General features: G+C 45.1%; 9 protein-coding genes. 8 read left to right on the forward strand and 1 reads right to left on the reverse strand.

The window, feature by feature from the left end; genetic code table 11:
* Positions 1 to 4: 4 nt before the first annotated feature.
* From NFI81_RS02930 to NFI81_RS02950, 5 genes are read left to right on the forward strand one after another with little or no spacing between them, the layout of a single operon-like run.
* Positions 5 to 1,165: a glycan-binding surface protein gene (locus NFI81_RS02930; protein ID WP_234614361.1), complete on the forward strand. Its 1,161-nt coding sequence runs from the start codon at positions 5 to 7 to the stop codon at positions 1,163 to 1,165.
* Positions 1,166 to 1,183: 18 nt separating this feature from the next.
* The gene (locus tag NFI81_RS02935) at positions 1,184 to 2,044 is read left to right on the forward strand and encodes a hypothetical protein (RefSeq protein ID WP_234614355.1); all 861 of its coding nucleotides are present in this window, start codon (positions 1,184 to 1,186) and stop codon (positions 2,042 to 2,044) included.
* Positions 2,045 to 2,073: 29 nt separating this feature from the next.
* The gene (locus NFI81_RS02940) at positions 2,074 to 3,384 is read left to right on the forward strand and encodes a serine hydrolase domain-containing protein (RefSeq protein WP_234614354.1); all 1,311 of its coding nucleotides are present in this window, start codon (positions 2,074 to 2,076) and stop codon (positions 3,382 to 3,384) included.
* The gene (locus NFI81_RS02945) at positions 3,384 to 6,122 is read left to right on the forward strand and encodes a PQQ-dependent sugar dehydrogenase (protein WP_252176034.1); all 2,739 of its coding nucleotides are present in this window, start codon (positions 3,384 to 3,386) and stop codon (positions 6,120 to 6,122) included. Before NFI81_RS02940 ends, NFI81_RS02945 begins: the two co-directional genes overlap by 1 nt.
* 26 nt (positions 6,123 to 6,148) lie before the next feature.
* Positions 6,149 to 8,347, forward strand: coding sequence for an alpha-galactosidase (locus NFI81_RS02950; RefSeq protein ID WP_254410609.1), 2,199 nt, complete (start codon positions 6,149 to 6,151; stop codon positions 8,345 to 8,347).
* Between the two features lie 156 nt (positions 8,348 to 8,503).
* On the opposite strand, the gene NFI81_RS02955 is transcribed toward NFI81_RS02950, so the two are convergent.
* A complete protein-coding gene (locus tag NFI81_RS02955; protein WP_234614351.1) occupies positions 8,504 to 10,786 on the reverse strand; it encodes an ABC transporter permease in 2,283 nt (760 codons plus the stop codon).
* 493 nt (positions 10,787 to 11,279) lie between these two features.
* On the opposite strand from NFI81_RS02955, the gene NFI81_RS02960 reads away from it, so the two are divergent.
* The 3 genes from NFI81_RS02960 (at position 11,280) to NFI81_RS02970 (ending at position 17,355) form a co-directional block, all read left to right on the forward strand.
* Positions 11,280 to 13,688 carry an outer membrane beta-barrel protein gene (locus tag NFI81_RS02960; protein ID WP_234614350.1) on the forward strand — a complete coding sequence of 803 codons (2,409 nt, stop codon included), beginning with the start codon at positions 11,280 to 11,282 and terminating at the stop codon, positions 13,686 to 13,688.
* Between the two features lie 77 nt (positions 13,689 to 13,765).
* Entirely contained in the window at positions 13,766 to 14,929 is a 1,164-nt protein-coding gene (locus NFI81_RS02965) for a helix-turn-helix domain-containing protein (RefSeq protein WP_234614348.1), read from the forward strand.
* A 302-nt stretch (positions 14,930 to 15,231) separates the two neighbouring features.
* A complete protein-coding gene (locus NFI81_RS02970; RefSeq protein ID WP_255717418.1) occupies positions 15,232 to 17,355 on the forward strand; it encodes a PAS domain S-box protein in 2,124 nt (707 codons plus the stop codon).
* Positions 17,356 to 17,388: the final 33 nt, after the last annotated feature.

Consider the following 17,388-nt stretch of genomic DNA (forward strand, 5'->3'; position numbering starts at 1 on the left):
TCAAATGAAAAACAGATATAAATCGGCCCTGTTCTTTGCCTTGCTGGCATGCTTGGCTGCATTTCAGCTTTCTTGCAAGGAAGATGACCTTGACAACAATGGTGAGCCTTCCATTACCTACATTCGAGTGACCAACCCGGCCTCTTCCGATTCGTTGCTGGTCGGCGCTCTTCAAAGCAATCTGATCGCTATCGTTGGAGAGAACTTGCAGGATGTTACCGAGATCTGGTTCAATGACCAGAAAGCGGTTTTGACGCCAACTTATATTACCAGTAAGACAATTCTGGTGAGTGTTCCAGCAATGGTCCCCAAGGAGATCAGTAACAAAATGCGGATGATTTTTTCAAACGGCCGGACGCTCGAACATAACTTCGAAGTGCAGATCAGCGAACCCGAACTAACCGGAATGAACTCCGAATACGTGGCCCTGGGTGGCGTAGCGACCATTAATGGAAACTATTTTTACCCACCGCTTACCGTCACATTTGCAGGAGGCGTAACTGGTGAGCTGGTTTCGGTAACCGACCAGATCATACAGGTGCGTGTGCCCCAAGGTGCGATCCCCGGCCAGGTGACGGTCAAAACCAATTTTGGGGAAACAAAATCGGATTTCTGGTTTCGCGACAACCGTAATATTTTTCTAAGCAATGACCCCTTCACAGGCTGGTGGAACCAGGCATATGTGGTGACTAAGCCAGGCGCGGGCGATCCGGTGGCAATCAATGGAAACTACATTCGGGTGAAAGAAGTTGTCAGCGGCTGGCAGTGGAAGGAAGTGGCAGGAGGACCGCCCGATGCGATGGGGCCAATCAGCAAAAACATTCCGGATGAAGCAATCCTGAGACCGGCGGACTATAACCTGAAATTTGAGGTCAATACTTTGAAGCCTTACAATAATAATTTGTTGAAAATCAATGTCGGTCTGGCAAAGGACTTTATCACCGACGCTTACCAGTGGGCGCCGCCTTATGATACGAAGGGCGAATGGAGAACAGTTGTTATTCCTTTTGAGGAAGTTGCAGCCAGCTACGAAAGTCTGGGCGTAAAAATGGCTGTCAATCCCAACGGTTACTACACCCGATTGCTTTTCCACGGCGGGGGAGACCTTGATGCAGATATTTCAATGGACAATTTCAGGGTAGTGCCAAAAATTCTCAAAAAATAACATTCAAAGATTTTCAGGATGAAAAAAATATCTAATCTGCGGTTTCTGACCGTAGCGGGTTTTCTAATGATTGCAGGGCTGCTGATAGCTTGTAACGAAGACGAAGTGGCTACAAGCAGCGAAGTGCAATTGCTCAGTTTCGGACCTTCGGGCGTGAGCCTGGGGGATACGATCAGTTTTATTGGGAACAATCTGGATAAAGTAACCTCCGTTGAGCTCACAGGTGCCAGCGTTCCGGCATCTGCATTTGTAAAACAAACGCCCGATCGCATTGTAGTGACCGTCCCGAACGAAACTTCGGAAGGGCTTGTGACCCTGAAAACGACAGCCGGGGACATTGTTTCCAAAACCATACTAAGCCTGGAAGTGCCCGTGGAGATTACCAAAATCCCTGCGCAGGCCAAACCCGGTGATAACATCACGATTTCGGGAAAATACCTGAATTGGGTGAAGGGAGTCACATTTGCGCAGGATACGACGGTAACAGAATTTGTAAGCCAAACCATGACAGAGCTGGTCGTAACGGTTCCGTTCGGCGCGCAAACCGGCCCGATCGTTTTCTCCGCCGGAGGCACCGAACCACTTTCCATTGAATCCGAGACGGAGCTGGTGATCACATTGCCTGCATTGAAAAGCTTCGCGCCTGCAATTGCCGAACGTGAAAAGAACCTGACCATCACGGGTGCCAATTTGGATTTGACAATGGGCGTACTATTTACAGGGGTTGCTGAGCCAGTCACTGCATTTGTGAGCAAAGTACCTGGTCAGTTGGTTGTGAAAATTCCGAAAGCAGCAACGAAGGGAAAAATCAGTTTGATCGCCTATTCGGCAGTACCGGTGGAGTCGGCCGATTTACTTAAATTCGTTGGTGAGAAGTAATCTTTGCTATTCCTAGCTCTTTAATTGTTATGAAAAAAATCTATTTGAGCATTGCGCTTTTGGCTGCAGTTACCAGCACCATAGCGCAGCAAAAATCGCCCGCGCCGCAAGAATTAAATTACAAAGCTGATCTCAAAGCCACCGGAACAAGCGAAGACAAAATAAAACGCATTGACTCGCTGCTGCAAAGTTTTATTGATCAGAAGAAAGCCAGCAGCATTGTAGGTTTTGTTGCCAAAGGTGGAAATGTCGTTTACAACAAAGCATTTGGCTACAAAGACGTTGAAAATAAGGTCCCGGCTGCTGTGGATGATTACTATATCCTGTTTTCTCAAACCAAAGCAGTGACAACAGTAGCTTTTATGACCCTCGTCGAAAAGGGATTGGTTTCGGTTGATGATCCAGTTTCTAAATATTTCCCCGAGATTTCAGACAAAGTAGCGACAGTCATCAAAGAGGATGGAACATTTGAGACAAGGCCGGTAAAGACGCCGATGACATTCGCGCATCTGATGTCGCATTCTTCGGGAATCAGCGCCGGACTGGTAGGAAAGGCACGTCGCGTCGAAATGGAGAAGAAAAGTGCCGCTGCAACCTCAGGAGCCACACCACCGGCAGGCCCGGGACAGCGAACAGGCGGGGCTGGTACGGCAAAATATCTCAAAGATGAGATGATCGCGCTGGCGAAATACCCACTGGGTTTCGATCCCGGCAGCGAGTGGAGTTACCATATCAGCACCAATATGCTGGCATATATGGTGGAGCTCATTTCTGGTAAAAGTCTGCGTGAATATGTTAAATCAACGGTTTTGGATCCATTGGGAATGACTGAAACGGACTGGTATTATGAATCTTCGAAAATGAACCGGTTTGTGAAGGCTTATAGCGATATTGACGGCAAACTGGTGCCGCAATCCAACAAATTCAGCGAGACCACGATCAGCCCGGTTCAAACTTATGCGGAGGGAGCTATCGGCCTGAATGGACCTATTGGCGACTATGCCAAGTTTTGCCAAATGCTGCTCAATAAAGGCGAGTACAATGGCAAGCGTATCCTTAAACCGGAGACCATTGAGCTGATGACCAAGGTGAACCGCTTACCTACAGAGAACTCCGGTGGAAAAGGGTTTCAGTTCGGGCTTGGCTTTGAACTCTATAATGCAGAAAAGAAACCGGTTCCGGAAGTTTCCAACACCGCATTTGCCTGGGGAGGATTGTACGGTACGGACTACATTATCGATCCCGAAAACAATATGATTGTGCTGTTTTACTTGAATATGCCCAAGCACGAGCCGATGTATAAACCATTTCTTAGTAAAGCTTATCAACTGTTTAAATAATGTTCCATACTTACAATTTCCTGACAAAATGTTTGAGAAAGCCTTTATTAGGGGCTTTCTCATTGTTCATTGCCTTTCTGCCAATTCGCCCATTATTAGCGCAAACGCCTAAAAAGCCGGAAAGTAACCGGTTCACCAAGGTCGTTCTTGCCCAGCGGCTTGAAGAGCCCATGCAGTTTCAAATTTTAAAAGATGGCAGGGTACTTTATGCGGAGCGGAAGGGTAAGTTGAAGGTTTATGACCCAAAGTCGCAGACTATGGAAATGGTGGCTGAGTTTGCCGTCAGTACAAAATATGTAAACAAAGCGGGCGAAGTCACCGAAGGGGAAGATGGAATGCAGGGAGTCATTTTAGATCCTGATTATGACAAAAATCATTGGATTTACATTTACTATTCCCTTGCTGGCGACGAGGCGAAAAACGTGCTGGTCCGTTACGAATGGCATGGTAAGGAGTTACTGGAAAGCTCGCGAAAGGTGGTTATGGAAGTGCCCGTTCAGCGTGAAGAATGCTGTCACGTAGGTGGCGGAATGCTTTTCGATAAAGATAAAAACCTTTATCTGACTACGGGGGACAATACATTTTCCCGCGCTTCCGACGGTTTTGCTCCCCTTGATGAAAGACCGGGGGAATCACCCCGCGACTCCCAGAAGTCATCTCCGAACACGAATGATTTGAGAGGGAAAATCTTGCGTATTCACCCTGAACCAGACGGAACGTACACCATTCCAAAAGGCAACCTTTTTCCTCCGGGAACGCCGCAGACCAAACCTGAGATTTACACGATGGGCAACAGAAACCCCTGGCGGCCAACGATCGATTCGAAAACCGGATGGCTCTACTGGGGAGAAGTAGGCCCGGATGGTTCCCGCGATGACATCGAAAAACGCGGACCGCAATCCTATGATGAATTCAACCGAGCCAAAGGACCGGGTTTCTACGGATGGCCGTATTTTGTTGCCAATAATAAAGCTTACGTAAAATATGACTTCGCCACCAAAGTTTCCGGCCAGCCTTTTGATGCTGCTCATCCTGTCAACAATTCTCCAAACAGCAGCGGCTTAAAGGAGCTTCCAGCTGCACAGCCTGCGTTTATATGGTATTCAAAAGCGCAAAGCCAGGAATTTCCGCTGATGGAAAGCGGGGGTAACAGCGCAGTGGGCGGGCCGGTATTCCGAAAAGATGATTTCAAAAATGTATCACGATTATTTCCCGAATACTATGAAGGAAAATGGTTTATCACCGATTGGGTACGGGGCTGGATCAATGTGGTGGAAATGGATGAAAACGGCGAATACAAATCGATGGAGCGATTTCTGCCCGATCTGAAACTAAAAGGGCCGATTGACATGAAATTCGGGCCTGACGGTGACCTGTATGTGCTGGAATATGGAAACGGATATTTCAAAGACAACCCGGAGGCAGAACTGATACGGATCGAATACAACAGCGGGAACAGAAAACCATTGGTAGAAGCATCAGCCAGCAAAACCGCAGGTGCGCTTCCCATGCAAGTCACGCTATCTTCGGAAGGCACGAAAGACTTTGATGAAGACGAAGCGCTGCAATATGAATGGGTTGTCAGGAAAAACAATGCAGTTTTCAAAACGCTGAAAGAGGCAAATCCGTCAATCACTTTTACCACGCCGGGCACTTATCAGGCAACCCTGACTGTGACGGACAAAGCGGGGGAGAAAAATACCAAATCGGTTGAAATGAAAGCAGGTAATGAACCTCCGCTGGTGGAATTTAAAATAACCAAAGGAAACTCCACCTTCTATTTTCCAGGAAAAAGCATTGACTATGAGGTGCGTGTAAGCGACAAGGAAGATGGCAGTCTGGCAAACAAGAAAATAGCGCCTTCTCAGGTATCTGTCAGTACCAACTATCTGTCAGAAGGTTTTAACTTAACCCGGATCGCACAAAAGCAAATGCGTGTAGATGCTTCGGCGCAATATGCAACCGCGATTTCGCTGATCAATAATGGCGATTGCAAGGCTTGTCACGCGATTAAAGAAAAGGTGCTGGGGCCTTCTTTTACAGCTATATCTGCGAAATACAAGGGTGATCCAACCGCGGTGGCAGGTTTGTCCAAGAAGATTTTAAATGGCGGTTCCGGCGTTTGGGGAGACGCATTCATGCCCGCACACCCAACCATGGCGGAAAGCGATGTGAAAGGCATTGTCCGCTACATTATGAGCTTGTCGGATGCGCCCAAACCGGCCAAAACATTACCTGTAAAAGGCACTTATACGACAGCTGTTCCCAAGGGGGATACAGAAGGCAGCTTCATATTCCGCGCCGCATACGCAGATCGGGGTACAAAAACAGCGTCCTCCCAATCCTCCGAAGCAACTGTTATTCTTCGAAATCCAGTAGTGCCGGTCACCCTTGCCGACCAGGTCAAAGAGATCAATTTTAACAATGACAGTACGATGGCATTTGTGAGAAATTCCGGCGCGTCTTTCAGGCTAAAAGGAACTGATCTGACGGGCATCAAACAAATTGAAATGATCCGTGCTTCCGGGCGGAATGCACCGACACCTCCTTCCGGAACGATAGAGGCACATGCAGGCAGCGCAGATGGAATTCTGTTAGGTAAGTTTTCCGGTGAATACAGTGATAAGATGATCCTAGACATTGCTGCCGGAGCAGTATCAGGTGTAAAAGATGTTTATTTTGTCTTTACCGGAGCGCCAATCAGAATCAAAGCAATTCGGTTTGGCGCAGGTGAATAAATCAATCCATATCAAATTATATAGTTGTGTATAAGCATATTTTTAACGGTGTCTTCTTGGCGATAATCGGGACCAGTTCCTTTGCCCAGAATGCGCCGACCATCATCCCGATTGAAACCAGACAGAATGTTTTGGTCCTGCAAACAGACAAGGAAAATCATCTTGGAATAACCTATTTCGGAAAGAAATTAAGTCAGGCAGCGGAGTACAAACTCATCCCATCGCAGAGCCGCCAACGTGACGGAAATGCGGGGATTTACAACTCAGCTTATACTCCGGCAGGAACATGGAATGTCTCCGAACCAGCGCTGCAACTTACGCATGGCGACGGAAATAAATCATTGGATCTTGTTTATGTGAGCCACAACAAGGCAAAGGAAAATGACAATGTAAGTGTTACGAGCATTGTGTTGAAAGACCCGGTTTACGCAGTGGAAGTAACCCTTTTTTACAAAACCTATTTCCAGGAAAATGTAGTAGAGCAATGGAGCGTGATCAAAAGTGAAGAAAAGAAACCCATTACGCTTGAAAAATACGCTTCTGCCAATCTCTATTTCATTGCAAAAGATTATTACCTGACGCATTACAACGGCACCTGGGCCAAAGAAATGAATCCGGAAGAGGAGTTATTGACAGCCGGAATCCGGGTGCTGGATTCCAAACTAGGAACACGCGCCAATCTTTATCAGCCACCTACTTTTTCACTTTCATTTGATAAACCGGCTACGGAAAACGAAGGGAAAGTTTTACTGGCAACATTGGCCTGGTCAGGCAATTTCAAGATGGAATTTGAGGTTGACTCGTATCATAATTTACGATTGATCGCAGGAATAAATCCTTATTCCTCAGAATATCCGCTCGCTTCAAAACAGGAATTTAAAACACCGTCTTTTATCTACACATTCTCAGAAAACGGAAAAGGAGAAGCCAGCCGCAACCTGCATAACTGGGCCAGAAAATATCGGATACTCGATGGAGAAGGTACGAGAATGACACTTCTGAATAATTGGGAAGCCACTTATTTTGATTTCAACGAAGCTAAACTTTCTGAGCTTTTCAAAGATGGCAAGAAGCTGGGCGTTGATCTGTTTTTGCTGGACGACGGCTGGTTTGCTAATAAATATCCAAGAAACAGTGACGGGGCTGGCTTGGGGGACTGGCAGGAAAACGTTAAGAAATTGCCAAATGGGATTGGTTATCTGGTGAAGGAAGCGCAGAAAACAGGAATCAAATTTGGGATCTGGGTTGAGCCGGAAATGGTAAATCCAAAAAGTGAGTTGTATGAAAAACATCCGGACTGGGTGATCAAACAACCGCAGCGCCCGGAACATTACATGCGAAACCAGCTTCCGCTGGATTTGTCAAATCCGGAAGTTCAGGATTTTGTGTATGGTATTCTGGATAAACTCTTCACCGAAAATCCGGACATTGCCTACATTAAATGGGACTGCAACGCAACCACATTCAATCCCTACTCCGCTTACCTTGAAAAAAACAAGCACGCACAGTCCAAGCTTTTTGTGGATTATGTAAAAGGCTTATATAAAGTATTGGAAAAGCTGCGCGCAAAATATCCAAAAGTCCCGATGATGCTTTGCTCCGGCGGCGGTGGTCGTGTCGATTATGAAGCGTTGAAATATTTCACAGAATTCTGGCCCAGCGATAATACGGATCCTTTGGAAAGGATTTTTATGCAATGGGAATATTCTTATTTCTTTCCGTCAATCGCACTTAGCGCGCACGTAACGGATTGGGGAAAACAACCTTTAAAATTTCGTACGGATGTGGCCATGATGGGCCGGCTGGGTTATGACATTGTGGTAAGTCATTTGAATGAAAAGGATCTGCAATTCAGTCAGCAGGCGGTTGTTAATTACAACGCAGTAAAAGACATCATTTTTCAGGGCGATCTTTTCCGATTGGTTGATCCCAAGAAAAATGATTACGCTGCGCTGATGTATGCGACGAAAAGCAAATCGAAAGCCATTCTATTCTCCTATTTGGTTGGAAACAGGAACGGAGCCGGCTCCGATACGCCGATCCGCCTGGAAGGTTTGGATGCTTCCAAAAACTATAAAGTGCGAGAGTTGAATCTCTATCCCGGGACGAAATCTGCTATCAAGGAAGATCAAGTTTATTCCGGGGAATATTTGATGACGGCGGGATTTAATCCGGTTGTGAATGCAAGAAGGACGAGCGTGGTGTTGGAGATTGAGGCAATGTAGCTTCATCGTTGCTGAAAGCAGAATTCCGGCCGAAATGCTCCAACTGCCCCATCATCTCATCCTTCTCCCCAACATTTTCAAGAACTTGTCCTTACAGTTGCCACCTTATGGTACTTCACTTATGTACTATAAGTGTTTTCGAGCCGCCTTGCCATACTAGTCTGCTCGCAACCGCTCTATTGGATTTGCGGTGGCAGCATTATACACCTTCGATCCGATAATCAGAACACAGCAAAGTATGACAGTCAATAAAGTGATAATATAAGGTCCTGGGCCCGCAACCGGATGATATTTGAAGATAAACCGGAAGATAAATTTACTGGTAAATAAGTAGCCAAAAACGGCGCCAACTACAAATGAAAGCAACAGGATACGCACAAATCGATGGTTGACTAATGCAATTATTTGTAGCACCGAAGCTCCTAGGACCTTGCGCATTCCGATCTCTTTGCTGCGTTTGTCGATGTTCAATGAGATCTGGGCAAATAGGCCGGATGCAGAAAGAAGTAACGTTACAATGGCAAGAAAAAACGATATTGATTTGAAAGCCTGCGTCATGCGGAGTTCTTTTTCAATCAGATCGGATTGCAAAAATGCCCGGTAGGGGACATTGGAAGCAACTTTATGCCAGGTTTCCTGGAGATACTTCGTGACCTTGGATAATTTCTCCCTATCTGCCCGCACGACTACATATTTATAATCGTCGGGTCTTGCCAGGCGGAGTATACAAGGCGGGACAATATCGTGTAACCCAAATTCTTTGTAATCATTGACCACGCCAATAATGGTGTAATTGGCACTGTCAAGGGTAACCTGCTGGCCGATCGGCTGCTTGAAACCGGAGCGCGCTACAAAAGTCTGATTGACCAGTATTGACTGGTCAGTATCCGCTTCACCACTATGAAACTGACGTCCATCCACAACACGGATTCCCATTGTGTTCAGATATTCTTGTCCTCCAACTTGCGCAATTTGTGCTTGCAGTTCGCCGCTCTTTGTTCGCGCAGTCGACGTATAGCTGTCATCGCCGATTTGCTGTGCAGAGCCAGCCACACTTTTAATTTCAACATTGGATTGAACCGCCTGGCTTAAGGCGCGGTATTCCTGCGCATTATTAACCTGGACAACGGCAACTTCGTTGATCGCATACCCGAAATCAGCCTTTTGCTGGAAAGCTGCATTTTGGGTCATGACAATGCCGACTACCAATGCAAAACAGGACAAACTAAACTGGGCGAGAAGCAGAAACCTTGTAAAACGGTTGGACGAACCAAGCGATGTTTTCCCTTTGAGAATACGAACAGGCTGGAACGAGCTGACGTATAGCGCGGGGTATAATCCAGAACAAATCGCACTTACAACCGGAACCAACAAAAGGAAAATCCAAAACCCGAAATCTTTATTTAGATCGGGTGAAAGGTCAATCCCGGTTAGTTCGATCATCGTAGGCGCGAGCAGGCTTACAAACAACAAGCCCAATGTTGACGCGAGAAGGCAAAGGATGATGTTCTCTGTTAAAAATTGCCAGACCAATTCCCTTCTTAGGCCCCCAATCACTTTTCGAACCCCAATTTCCTTCAATCGGCCACTGGCGAATGCAATGGACACATTTGTGAAGTTGAAGCAAGTGATGATGAGAATAAAGATGGACATGATCACAGGGACGATAACAAGAACTCCCCGCGGGTTGGAATTTAACTGGCTACCATATACGTAACCGGACATATCGATGTCTGAACTTGTTGCCAAATCTGAAAACGGTTGTAGTGAAAACCCTTCCAGCAGCCAATCTTTATGATTGCTATTGTGGGGTGCCAGCGAAGGCATCAGGTTAGCAGTAACCAGGCGGGCCGCTTGTTCATTTTTCAATTCCACAAATGTTGTAATGCGCGTTGCATTAGCCCAATTATCAGCCTGTACTTCTCCAACAGCAATTCTGTTTTCGAAGGCGGTAATTATATCAAATTGAATGCTTGAATTTTCAGGGATCTTCTCAGTTACAGCGATCACTGTGTAAACTTTGTTGCTTCCATCAGCACCGATCAGAGTTAGTGACTGGCCTACTGGCATCTGCTTGGGAAAATATTTGTCTGCCAGGGATGGGCTGATTATGATCTGATCCGATTTATTAAAGCCAGACAGGTTACCATATTTTAATGGGAAATTAAAGAAGTCGAATAGCGCTTTGTCTGTATAATGAATGCGTTCGTCAAAGCTCGCATCCTTATGCTTTACGATTACAGACGCGCTGCTCAACCGCGCAATGCGTTCTGCACCGGCAAAGTCTTTTTGCATGGTCTGTGCTAAGGGTAATGGCACGACTCCCCAGGTCTGCTTGCTTCCATCAACCGTCCGCTCGCTATTCAGCCGGTAAACGTTTCTAGCATTTGTATGGTTTTGATCAAATTTCGCGCGGTAGTTATAATTAAGGTAAGCCAAAATACAGCAAGCAATGGCAAACCTAATCCTGCGACATTGAGCATTACATAGATCTTATTCCTCCAAAGTACACGAAAAGCAATTTTAAAATAATTTGAGAACATAAGTTGATATAAATCTATTCGAAATCAAGGGTTGACAGGTTTGCACCTTTTTACAAAAATACAATTAGTATACCGGACATTCGAAAGTGCCCTGAGGGCCTCAATTTGGCTACTTTCATAATAATCAGTGTTCAGAAGCGGACATCCAGGTGTCCACTTTATCTTTCGCAGATGCGATGTCACGGAGCAGTTTTGGGCTTAAAAGGAACTCGATACTAATTGGGTCTTCGTAACGGCTTAAAATACTTTTCAGTTGCTGGCCTCACTCTAACCTCTTCAAAAAGGTATCAAATTGTAATTTGAGGCGTCTCAAATCAATAATGAAGCGCATCTGTACTTCCATTCCCACAATTTTGGGTCATTAACAACCGCTAATCGACCTGTAAATTATGGCACGCTTTACAACTTTACTATTTTTCTTTTTTACTGCACTTTCATTAAATGCCCAATCCATCAGCGGCAGTGTCATCAATGAAGCAAAGCGTCCAGCTTCTTTTTCAGTAGTTAAACTTTTTGAAACGACAGATTCGAGCTTGGTGAAAGGAACGATCGCTAATGAAGCCGGGCAATATGAATTTACTGGCATCCGCACCGGCAGCTATTATGTCAAAGCTTCGCTAGTTGGTATGCTTGATCAGAATAGCTTAACAGTAACCCTGCACGACCGCCAGTCGGTCAGGCTTGATCCGCTGATGATGATGCAGGCACAGCAGGTATTAAATGAACTGGTAGTCAAAGCGCAAAAACCTACTATCGAACAACTGGTTGATAAGACGGTATTAAATATAGCCACTGACCAGGTCGCCCAAGGAAAGTCGGCTTATGAGTTATTACAGCAAGCGCCAGGCGTCATGATCGATCCGAACGATAACATTCGCATGGGCGGCAAGCAGGGCGTGAATGTATTCATCGATGGCAAGCCAATTAACCTGTCTTCAACAGATCTTGCCAACCTGCTCCGCGGCACTGCTGCCAGCAACATTGATAAAATTGAATTGATTTCAAATCCTTCTGCACGTTTCGATGCTCAGGGTGGGGCCGGCGTCATCAATATTCGGCTCCGTCGGAATAAAAATGATGGCATGAATGGAAATGTCTCTGGCGGATACGGACAAAGTAATCACTACCGCGCCAATCTGGCGCTTGACCTTAATTACAGGGCAAAACGTTTAAGCTTATACGCTAATGTTTCAGGAAGTGATAATGATCAGATCACCAAAGTACTGCTTGACCGGAATGCCAGTGGCCTGCAATTCGTGCAACGTGGCTTTGACACAGATGGGACGCGCGCGGTCGTCTACAAGACGGGTATCGAATATTCTTTAACTACAAAGCAAACCCTCGGACTGGTTGTAGCGGGCAATGCGGCTTTCAACCGGTTTGGTACTAATTCCGGCACGAGCATCATAAACAGCAAGGGCCAGGTGGATTCCAGCATTGTAAACCGGGTCTTTAACCCAAATCAGAATAATCGGCTTAATGTCGCCTTAAATTACCGATACGCCGATACGCTCGGATTGGAATTGAATGCAGATGCAGATTTTACGATTTTCAGTAACGATTCTCCTAGCAACATTGTCAGCAATTATATTAGTGCCGATGGGCTGCCGTTGTTCAAACGGCAAGTACGTTTTGAAGCCAATACCGGCATCCGGATCGGCACTATGCGTGCGGATATTGTAAAGGAATGGAAGAAAAAACAGGTAAAGCTAGAAACCGGCTTTAAACATATCCACGTAGCTGCCACCAATGATCTATTGGCTTTTTCAGGAGCCGACGACCAACTGGATGTGAATCGCACAAACCGGTTTACTTATCGCGAAATTGTCAGCGCAGCTTATGCTTCACTAAACCATTCAAATAGAACATGGTCCATGCAGGCCGGTGTTCGTGCTGAAAGAACTGCGGTACAAGGCCGCTCAGTAGACCGGTTAAGCCGTATTATTGATCGCCCGGATACCACCTATTTTAATTTGTTTCCTACCGGCTATATTCAATATCAGATCTCAGGAAATGGCCAGCTCGGATTCAATTATGGCAGAAGGATAGGTCGGCCCAGTTACCAGGACCTGAATCCGTTCATTTACCAGATTGATCCATACACTAGTCAGCGTGGCAATCCGTTTCTCATGCCTTCCTATACGCAGAACGCAGAACTCAGTTACACTTATAAATGGGCCACAAACGTGAAGCTTTCCTATGGGCATACGAGTGGGTTTTCAACCGATGTAATGCAGCAAAAAGGTCTGACTGCACACCAAACTGTCGCAAACGTGGGCCAGGTAAACGCTCTGAACCTCTCGCTAAGCACGCCTTATAGATTTACGAAATGGTGGAGCGCTTACCTTTATGCAGCAGCAACCTTGAACCGTTTTCAGGGCAACTTTTCAGCTGATGAAACATTCGACCAGCATGCGCTTGCCTTTGAAAGCTACGTTCAAAATACTTTTACTATCTCCAAGTCGTGGCAAGCACAATTATCGGGTTTCTGGAATGCTCCGACCACCCAAACCGTCTACCGCATTGGTGGCCTGGGCGCATTAAATTTAAGCATTGAACGGAAAGTATTAAAAGGGGAGGGTAAGCTTGCACTGAATGTTGACGATCTCTTAAATACGATGCGTTGGCGGCAATCTACATCCTTTGGGTCGCAACAATTCAATATTGACCGCAAATGGGAAAGCCGCCGTGTTTCAATAAGGTTTGCTTATCGATTTGGACGCAGCGAGATAAAGGGTGCCCGGGAGCCGCGTACAAACAATGATGCAAGCCGGATTAAGACAAACGGGAATTTATAAATTATGTTTAGATATGGCTAAGCTTGGAACTTGTAGACCAAGGCCGGACTTTTAAATTATTTTAGTAATATTAACCGATGAGCTTCTACTTCAATGTCTACTCGGCAGTCCTCTTGTTTGGCTTTTTGCAGGGCTGGATATATGCCCTGCTGCTGTGGATTCGCGGCCAACGGGAAGGGCGCCTGTCTGATTATCTGCTGGGCTGGGTACTGGTTGCCCTTTGTTTTAACATCTGGGTATATATGTTGGGTTTTGGCGGTGTTGAGATTCTTTGGCAAAGACTCAATTTTTTCCCGCGAACCCTGAGTTTCTTGCTTCCTCCCCTTTACTACTTTTATCTGCGCAGCCAGTTTGATACCGGTTTCAGATTTAAATGGCGGGATCTAATCCATGTTGCACCCTTCTTACTTGAGGCAACTTATCGCCTTACTATATTTGCTGGCGGACCCTCGTTTGTTCATTATTGGGAGAAGACATTTCATGGGCCTTGGCATCTGGATGATTTGTTGTTTGTAAGCAGTACTGCGCAGCATGTAGTTTACCTTTATTGGTCGTTTCGGCTCTACCATCATTATCGGTCCTGGGTTAAAACACAATTTTCAAACGTTGAACCTGTAAGCTTTCGTTGGTTTCGAAATTTTCTCATAGCCCTTTCGCTGCTGGTCTCAATCGACTTCCTTGTAACCGTGGTGGATCTTTGGTTGAACCTGAGTTTTTGGCAAGACTGGTGGAATAATCTGGCAGGTGTAATCCTGATCTACTACGTAAGTATTGCCGGATACGCGCAGCGCCAACCGGGTCGCCAACTTACCTTTTCGGATTCAGGGTCTGCCAATCCAGCTTCATCCTCCGACGAAGTCCAAAAAAAAACACCCGCCACGGCAAATTTGGATCAGGACAGAATTTATCAACAAGTACTGAATCTGATGGACACTGAAAAGCCTTACCTAAATCCTGATTTATCACTTCCTGACCTGGCCAGGCAAATGAAGATAAATGCCCCAACACTATCGCTGGCAATAAACGTTGGCAGCAGCCATAATTTCAATGATTTTGTGAACGCTTACCGGGTAAGCGAATTTAAGCAACAGGCGCTTCTACCGGGCAATGCGCATTTAAGCTTGTTGGGAATTGCCCTGGAATGCGGTTTTAACTCAAAAGCAACATTTAACCGTGCGTTCAAAAAACTGGAAAATCAATCTCCTGGTGAATTTGTAGCTTCGCGAAACTTAGACCAATGATTATCACCTCCATACGAATCTTTAATATCAAGTTAAAGTAGGTCAACCCAATGCGGTGTAAGTCTCAACCTCGTTAATTTCTCTTCCCACTAGTTCTTTCCCAGACATGCTATGAATTTGAAAATTCATTTGGCAGCAAAGACTATTGAATAAATTTCTAATAAAGATTAAATTATTTCGACAATACATATAACTTTCAGAACCATAATGGTAGTTTCTAAATGATTGTATTGTGGTAATTATCAACTAATAATTGAATTATTTTCAGATAACTATTGGAATAATCTGTAACACGACCGGCAATGATTAGAGAGACAGAGAGTGTTGGAAGTGGTAAATCCGGGTGTTTTGATCTTAAAACCATATACCGGGATTTGTTTGAGTTAAATCCCCAACCCATGTGGGTATATGACCTGCAAACCCTTTGCATACTGGATGTGAACATTGCAGCGGTAAATCATTACTTATATACCAGAGAAGAATTCTTAAATCTTAACCTGAAAGATCTTCGTCCAGCCGCTGAAATTCCAAAAATGCAGGCTGCGGTAGAGAAGCTGACCATTGAAAACTTGCTGGTCACCGGTGGTAGTTATAAGCATCAGAAGAGAAATGGAGAAATCATAGATGTACAGCTGCAGGGAAACATTATTTCTTTTGATGGCAAGAAAGCGGAAATGGTTATTGTAACAGACATTACAGTACTCCTTAGAGCCCAGGAAAACAGTCTATTATTACTTGAAAGGCTTCGCGATGCACAAAAAATTGCAAGGATCGGTTACTGGACCCGTAATATAAATGAGGACATTTCGCAGTGGTGCAGTGAAATGTATAAGATCTATGGAAGAAACCCTGAAACTTTTATTCCGACGCGACAGAACCTGGTCGACTGCTTTCATGCGGATGACCGTTATCTTTTAAGTGAGGAGGTTTTATCTGCATTGGCTACCAATCAGAATACCGACTATGAGCACCGTATCATTACTGAACAGGGAGAGGTGAGATGGGTATCTCAACGGGTGGAGCTTCAATATGGACACTACGGGGTCCCTGTGGCTATCAAAGGGATTATTCAGGATATTACTGAGAAAAAAAAGACAGATGAAAAGTTCAAAACCATCTTCGAACAAACGAGCGATGCCATCATTTTAGGAAGCCTTGAGTGCAATCGTTTGGAATTTAATGATGCTGCGGTGAATATGCTGGGTTACACCCAAAAAGAATTGAGCGAACATATGCCTTATCAAATGTTGACCAAGCTTTCCACGGGAAGCCAGAATGCAATTTTTGAACAATTTAAGGCAGGTGAGGCAGGCAGTGGCACGACAGAAATAAGGCGAACAGATGGCTCAGACATTATTGTTAATTTCAATTTTAAACCAGATATTCTACCAGGACTTCATCTGTGTGTACTCACTGATATTACGGACCGTGTTCAAAATCAAAACAAGCTCCTGGCGAGTGAAAGAAGGTTTAAGGCCCTTGTGCAGGAAGGCGCAGATTTGATTGGTATTCTAGACCTTGAAGGAAATTACAAGTTCGTCAGTGAAAGTTCTTACCCGATATTGGGCTTCCACCCCTCCGAATTTATTGGGAAAAATGCTTTTGATTTCATTCATCCGGATGACCGAGAGCAGATTATCGGCCACTTTTCAAAGCTGTCGGAAATAAAGCGAATAAAAATGAGCCCTTTCAGATTCAGGAATTCGAAAGGAAACTGGCGATGGATCCGTACGGTAGCAATAAACCTGTTTGGTGACCCAGCCATAGATGGCATTGTCGTAAGTTCCAGAGATATCACAGAAGCGGTATTTAATCGCGGCGCATTGAAACGAAGCAATGAACGGTATAAATCGATCATGAAGGCGGCAAATCAAGCCATCTATGATTGGGATATTGAAAAAGATAATGTAGAGTGGGGAAATGGGTTCCACGCCATATTTGGATATCAGTCTAACAGTCACAACAGCGGTGAATGGTATAAAAATATACATGTCGATGATAAGACGAAGGTATTAGCTGAATTAACAAAAAGCATAGAAGATAGTAATATAGACGTTGCTGTATCAGAGTTCAGATATACCAAAGAGAATGGTGAGGTGGCACTGGTAGAGCACCGGATTGTCTTTTTACGAAATCGGCTAGGCGTGGCGATCCGGGCTGTGGGATCGTTGAAAGACATTACAGGCTACAAGCAGAACCTGATCACCATCCAGCTTCAAAACAAAAAATTGAAAGAGATAGCCTGGGCCCAGTCCCACATGGCCAGGGCACCGTTAGCCCGTATGATGGGTCTTGTTGACCTGATTAAAAATTATCCAAATACGGATATTGAAAAAAGTAAAATACTGGATCTTTTTCTACAATCCGCAACCGAATTTGATCAAATAATCAAAGAGATATCGGAACATACTAATGACGATCAGTGAGCTGGGAGGATAGGATGATAGGTACTATTTTTA

The sequence above is a fragment of the Dyadobacter fanqingshengii genome, assembly GCF_023822005.2.
GTDB classification, from domain to species: domain Bacteria; phylum Bacteroidota; class Bacteroidia; order Cytophagales; family Spirosomataceae; genus Dyadobacter; species Dyadobacter fanqingshengii.

Coding starts and splice junctions, on each gene's coding strand:
- NFI81_RS02930 (WP_234614361.1), top strand. CDS start 5: ATGAAAAACAGATATAAATCGGCCCTGTTCTTTGCCTTGCTGGCATGC.
- NFI81_RS02935 (WP_234614355.1), top strand. CDS start 1,184: ATGAAAAAAATATCTAATCTGCGGTTTCTGACCGTAGCGGGTTTTCTA.
- NFI81_RS02940 (WP_234614354.1), top strand. CDS start 2,074: ATGAAAAAAATCTATTTGAGCATTGCGCTTTTGGCTGCAGTTACCAGC.
- NFI81_RS02945 (WP_252176034.1), top strand. CDS start 3,384: ATGTTCCATACTTACAATTTCCTGACAAAATGTTTGAGAAAGCCTTTA.
- NFI81_RS02960 (WP_234614350.1), top strand. CDS start 11,280: ATGGCACGCTTTACAACTTTACTATTTTTCTTTTTTACTGCACTTTCA.
- NFI81_RS02965 (WP_234614348.1), top strand. CDS start 13,766: ATGAGCTTCTACTTCAATGTCTACTCGGCAGTCCTCTTGTTTGGCTTT.
- NFI81_RS02970 (WP_255717418.1), top strand. CDS start 15,232: ATGATTAGAGAGACAGAGAGTGTTGGAAGTGGTAAATCCGGGTGTTTT.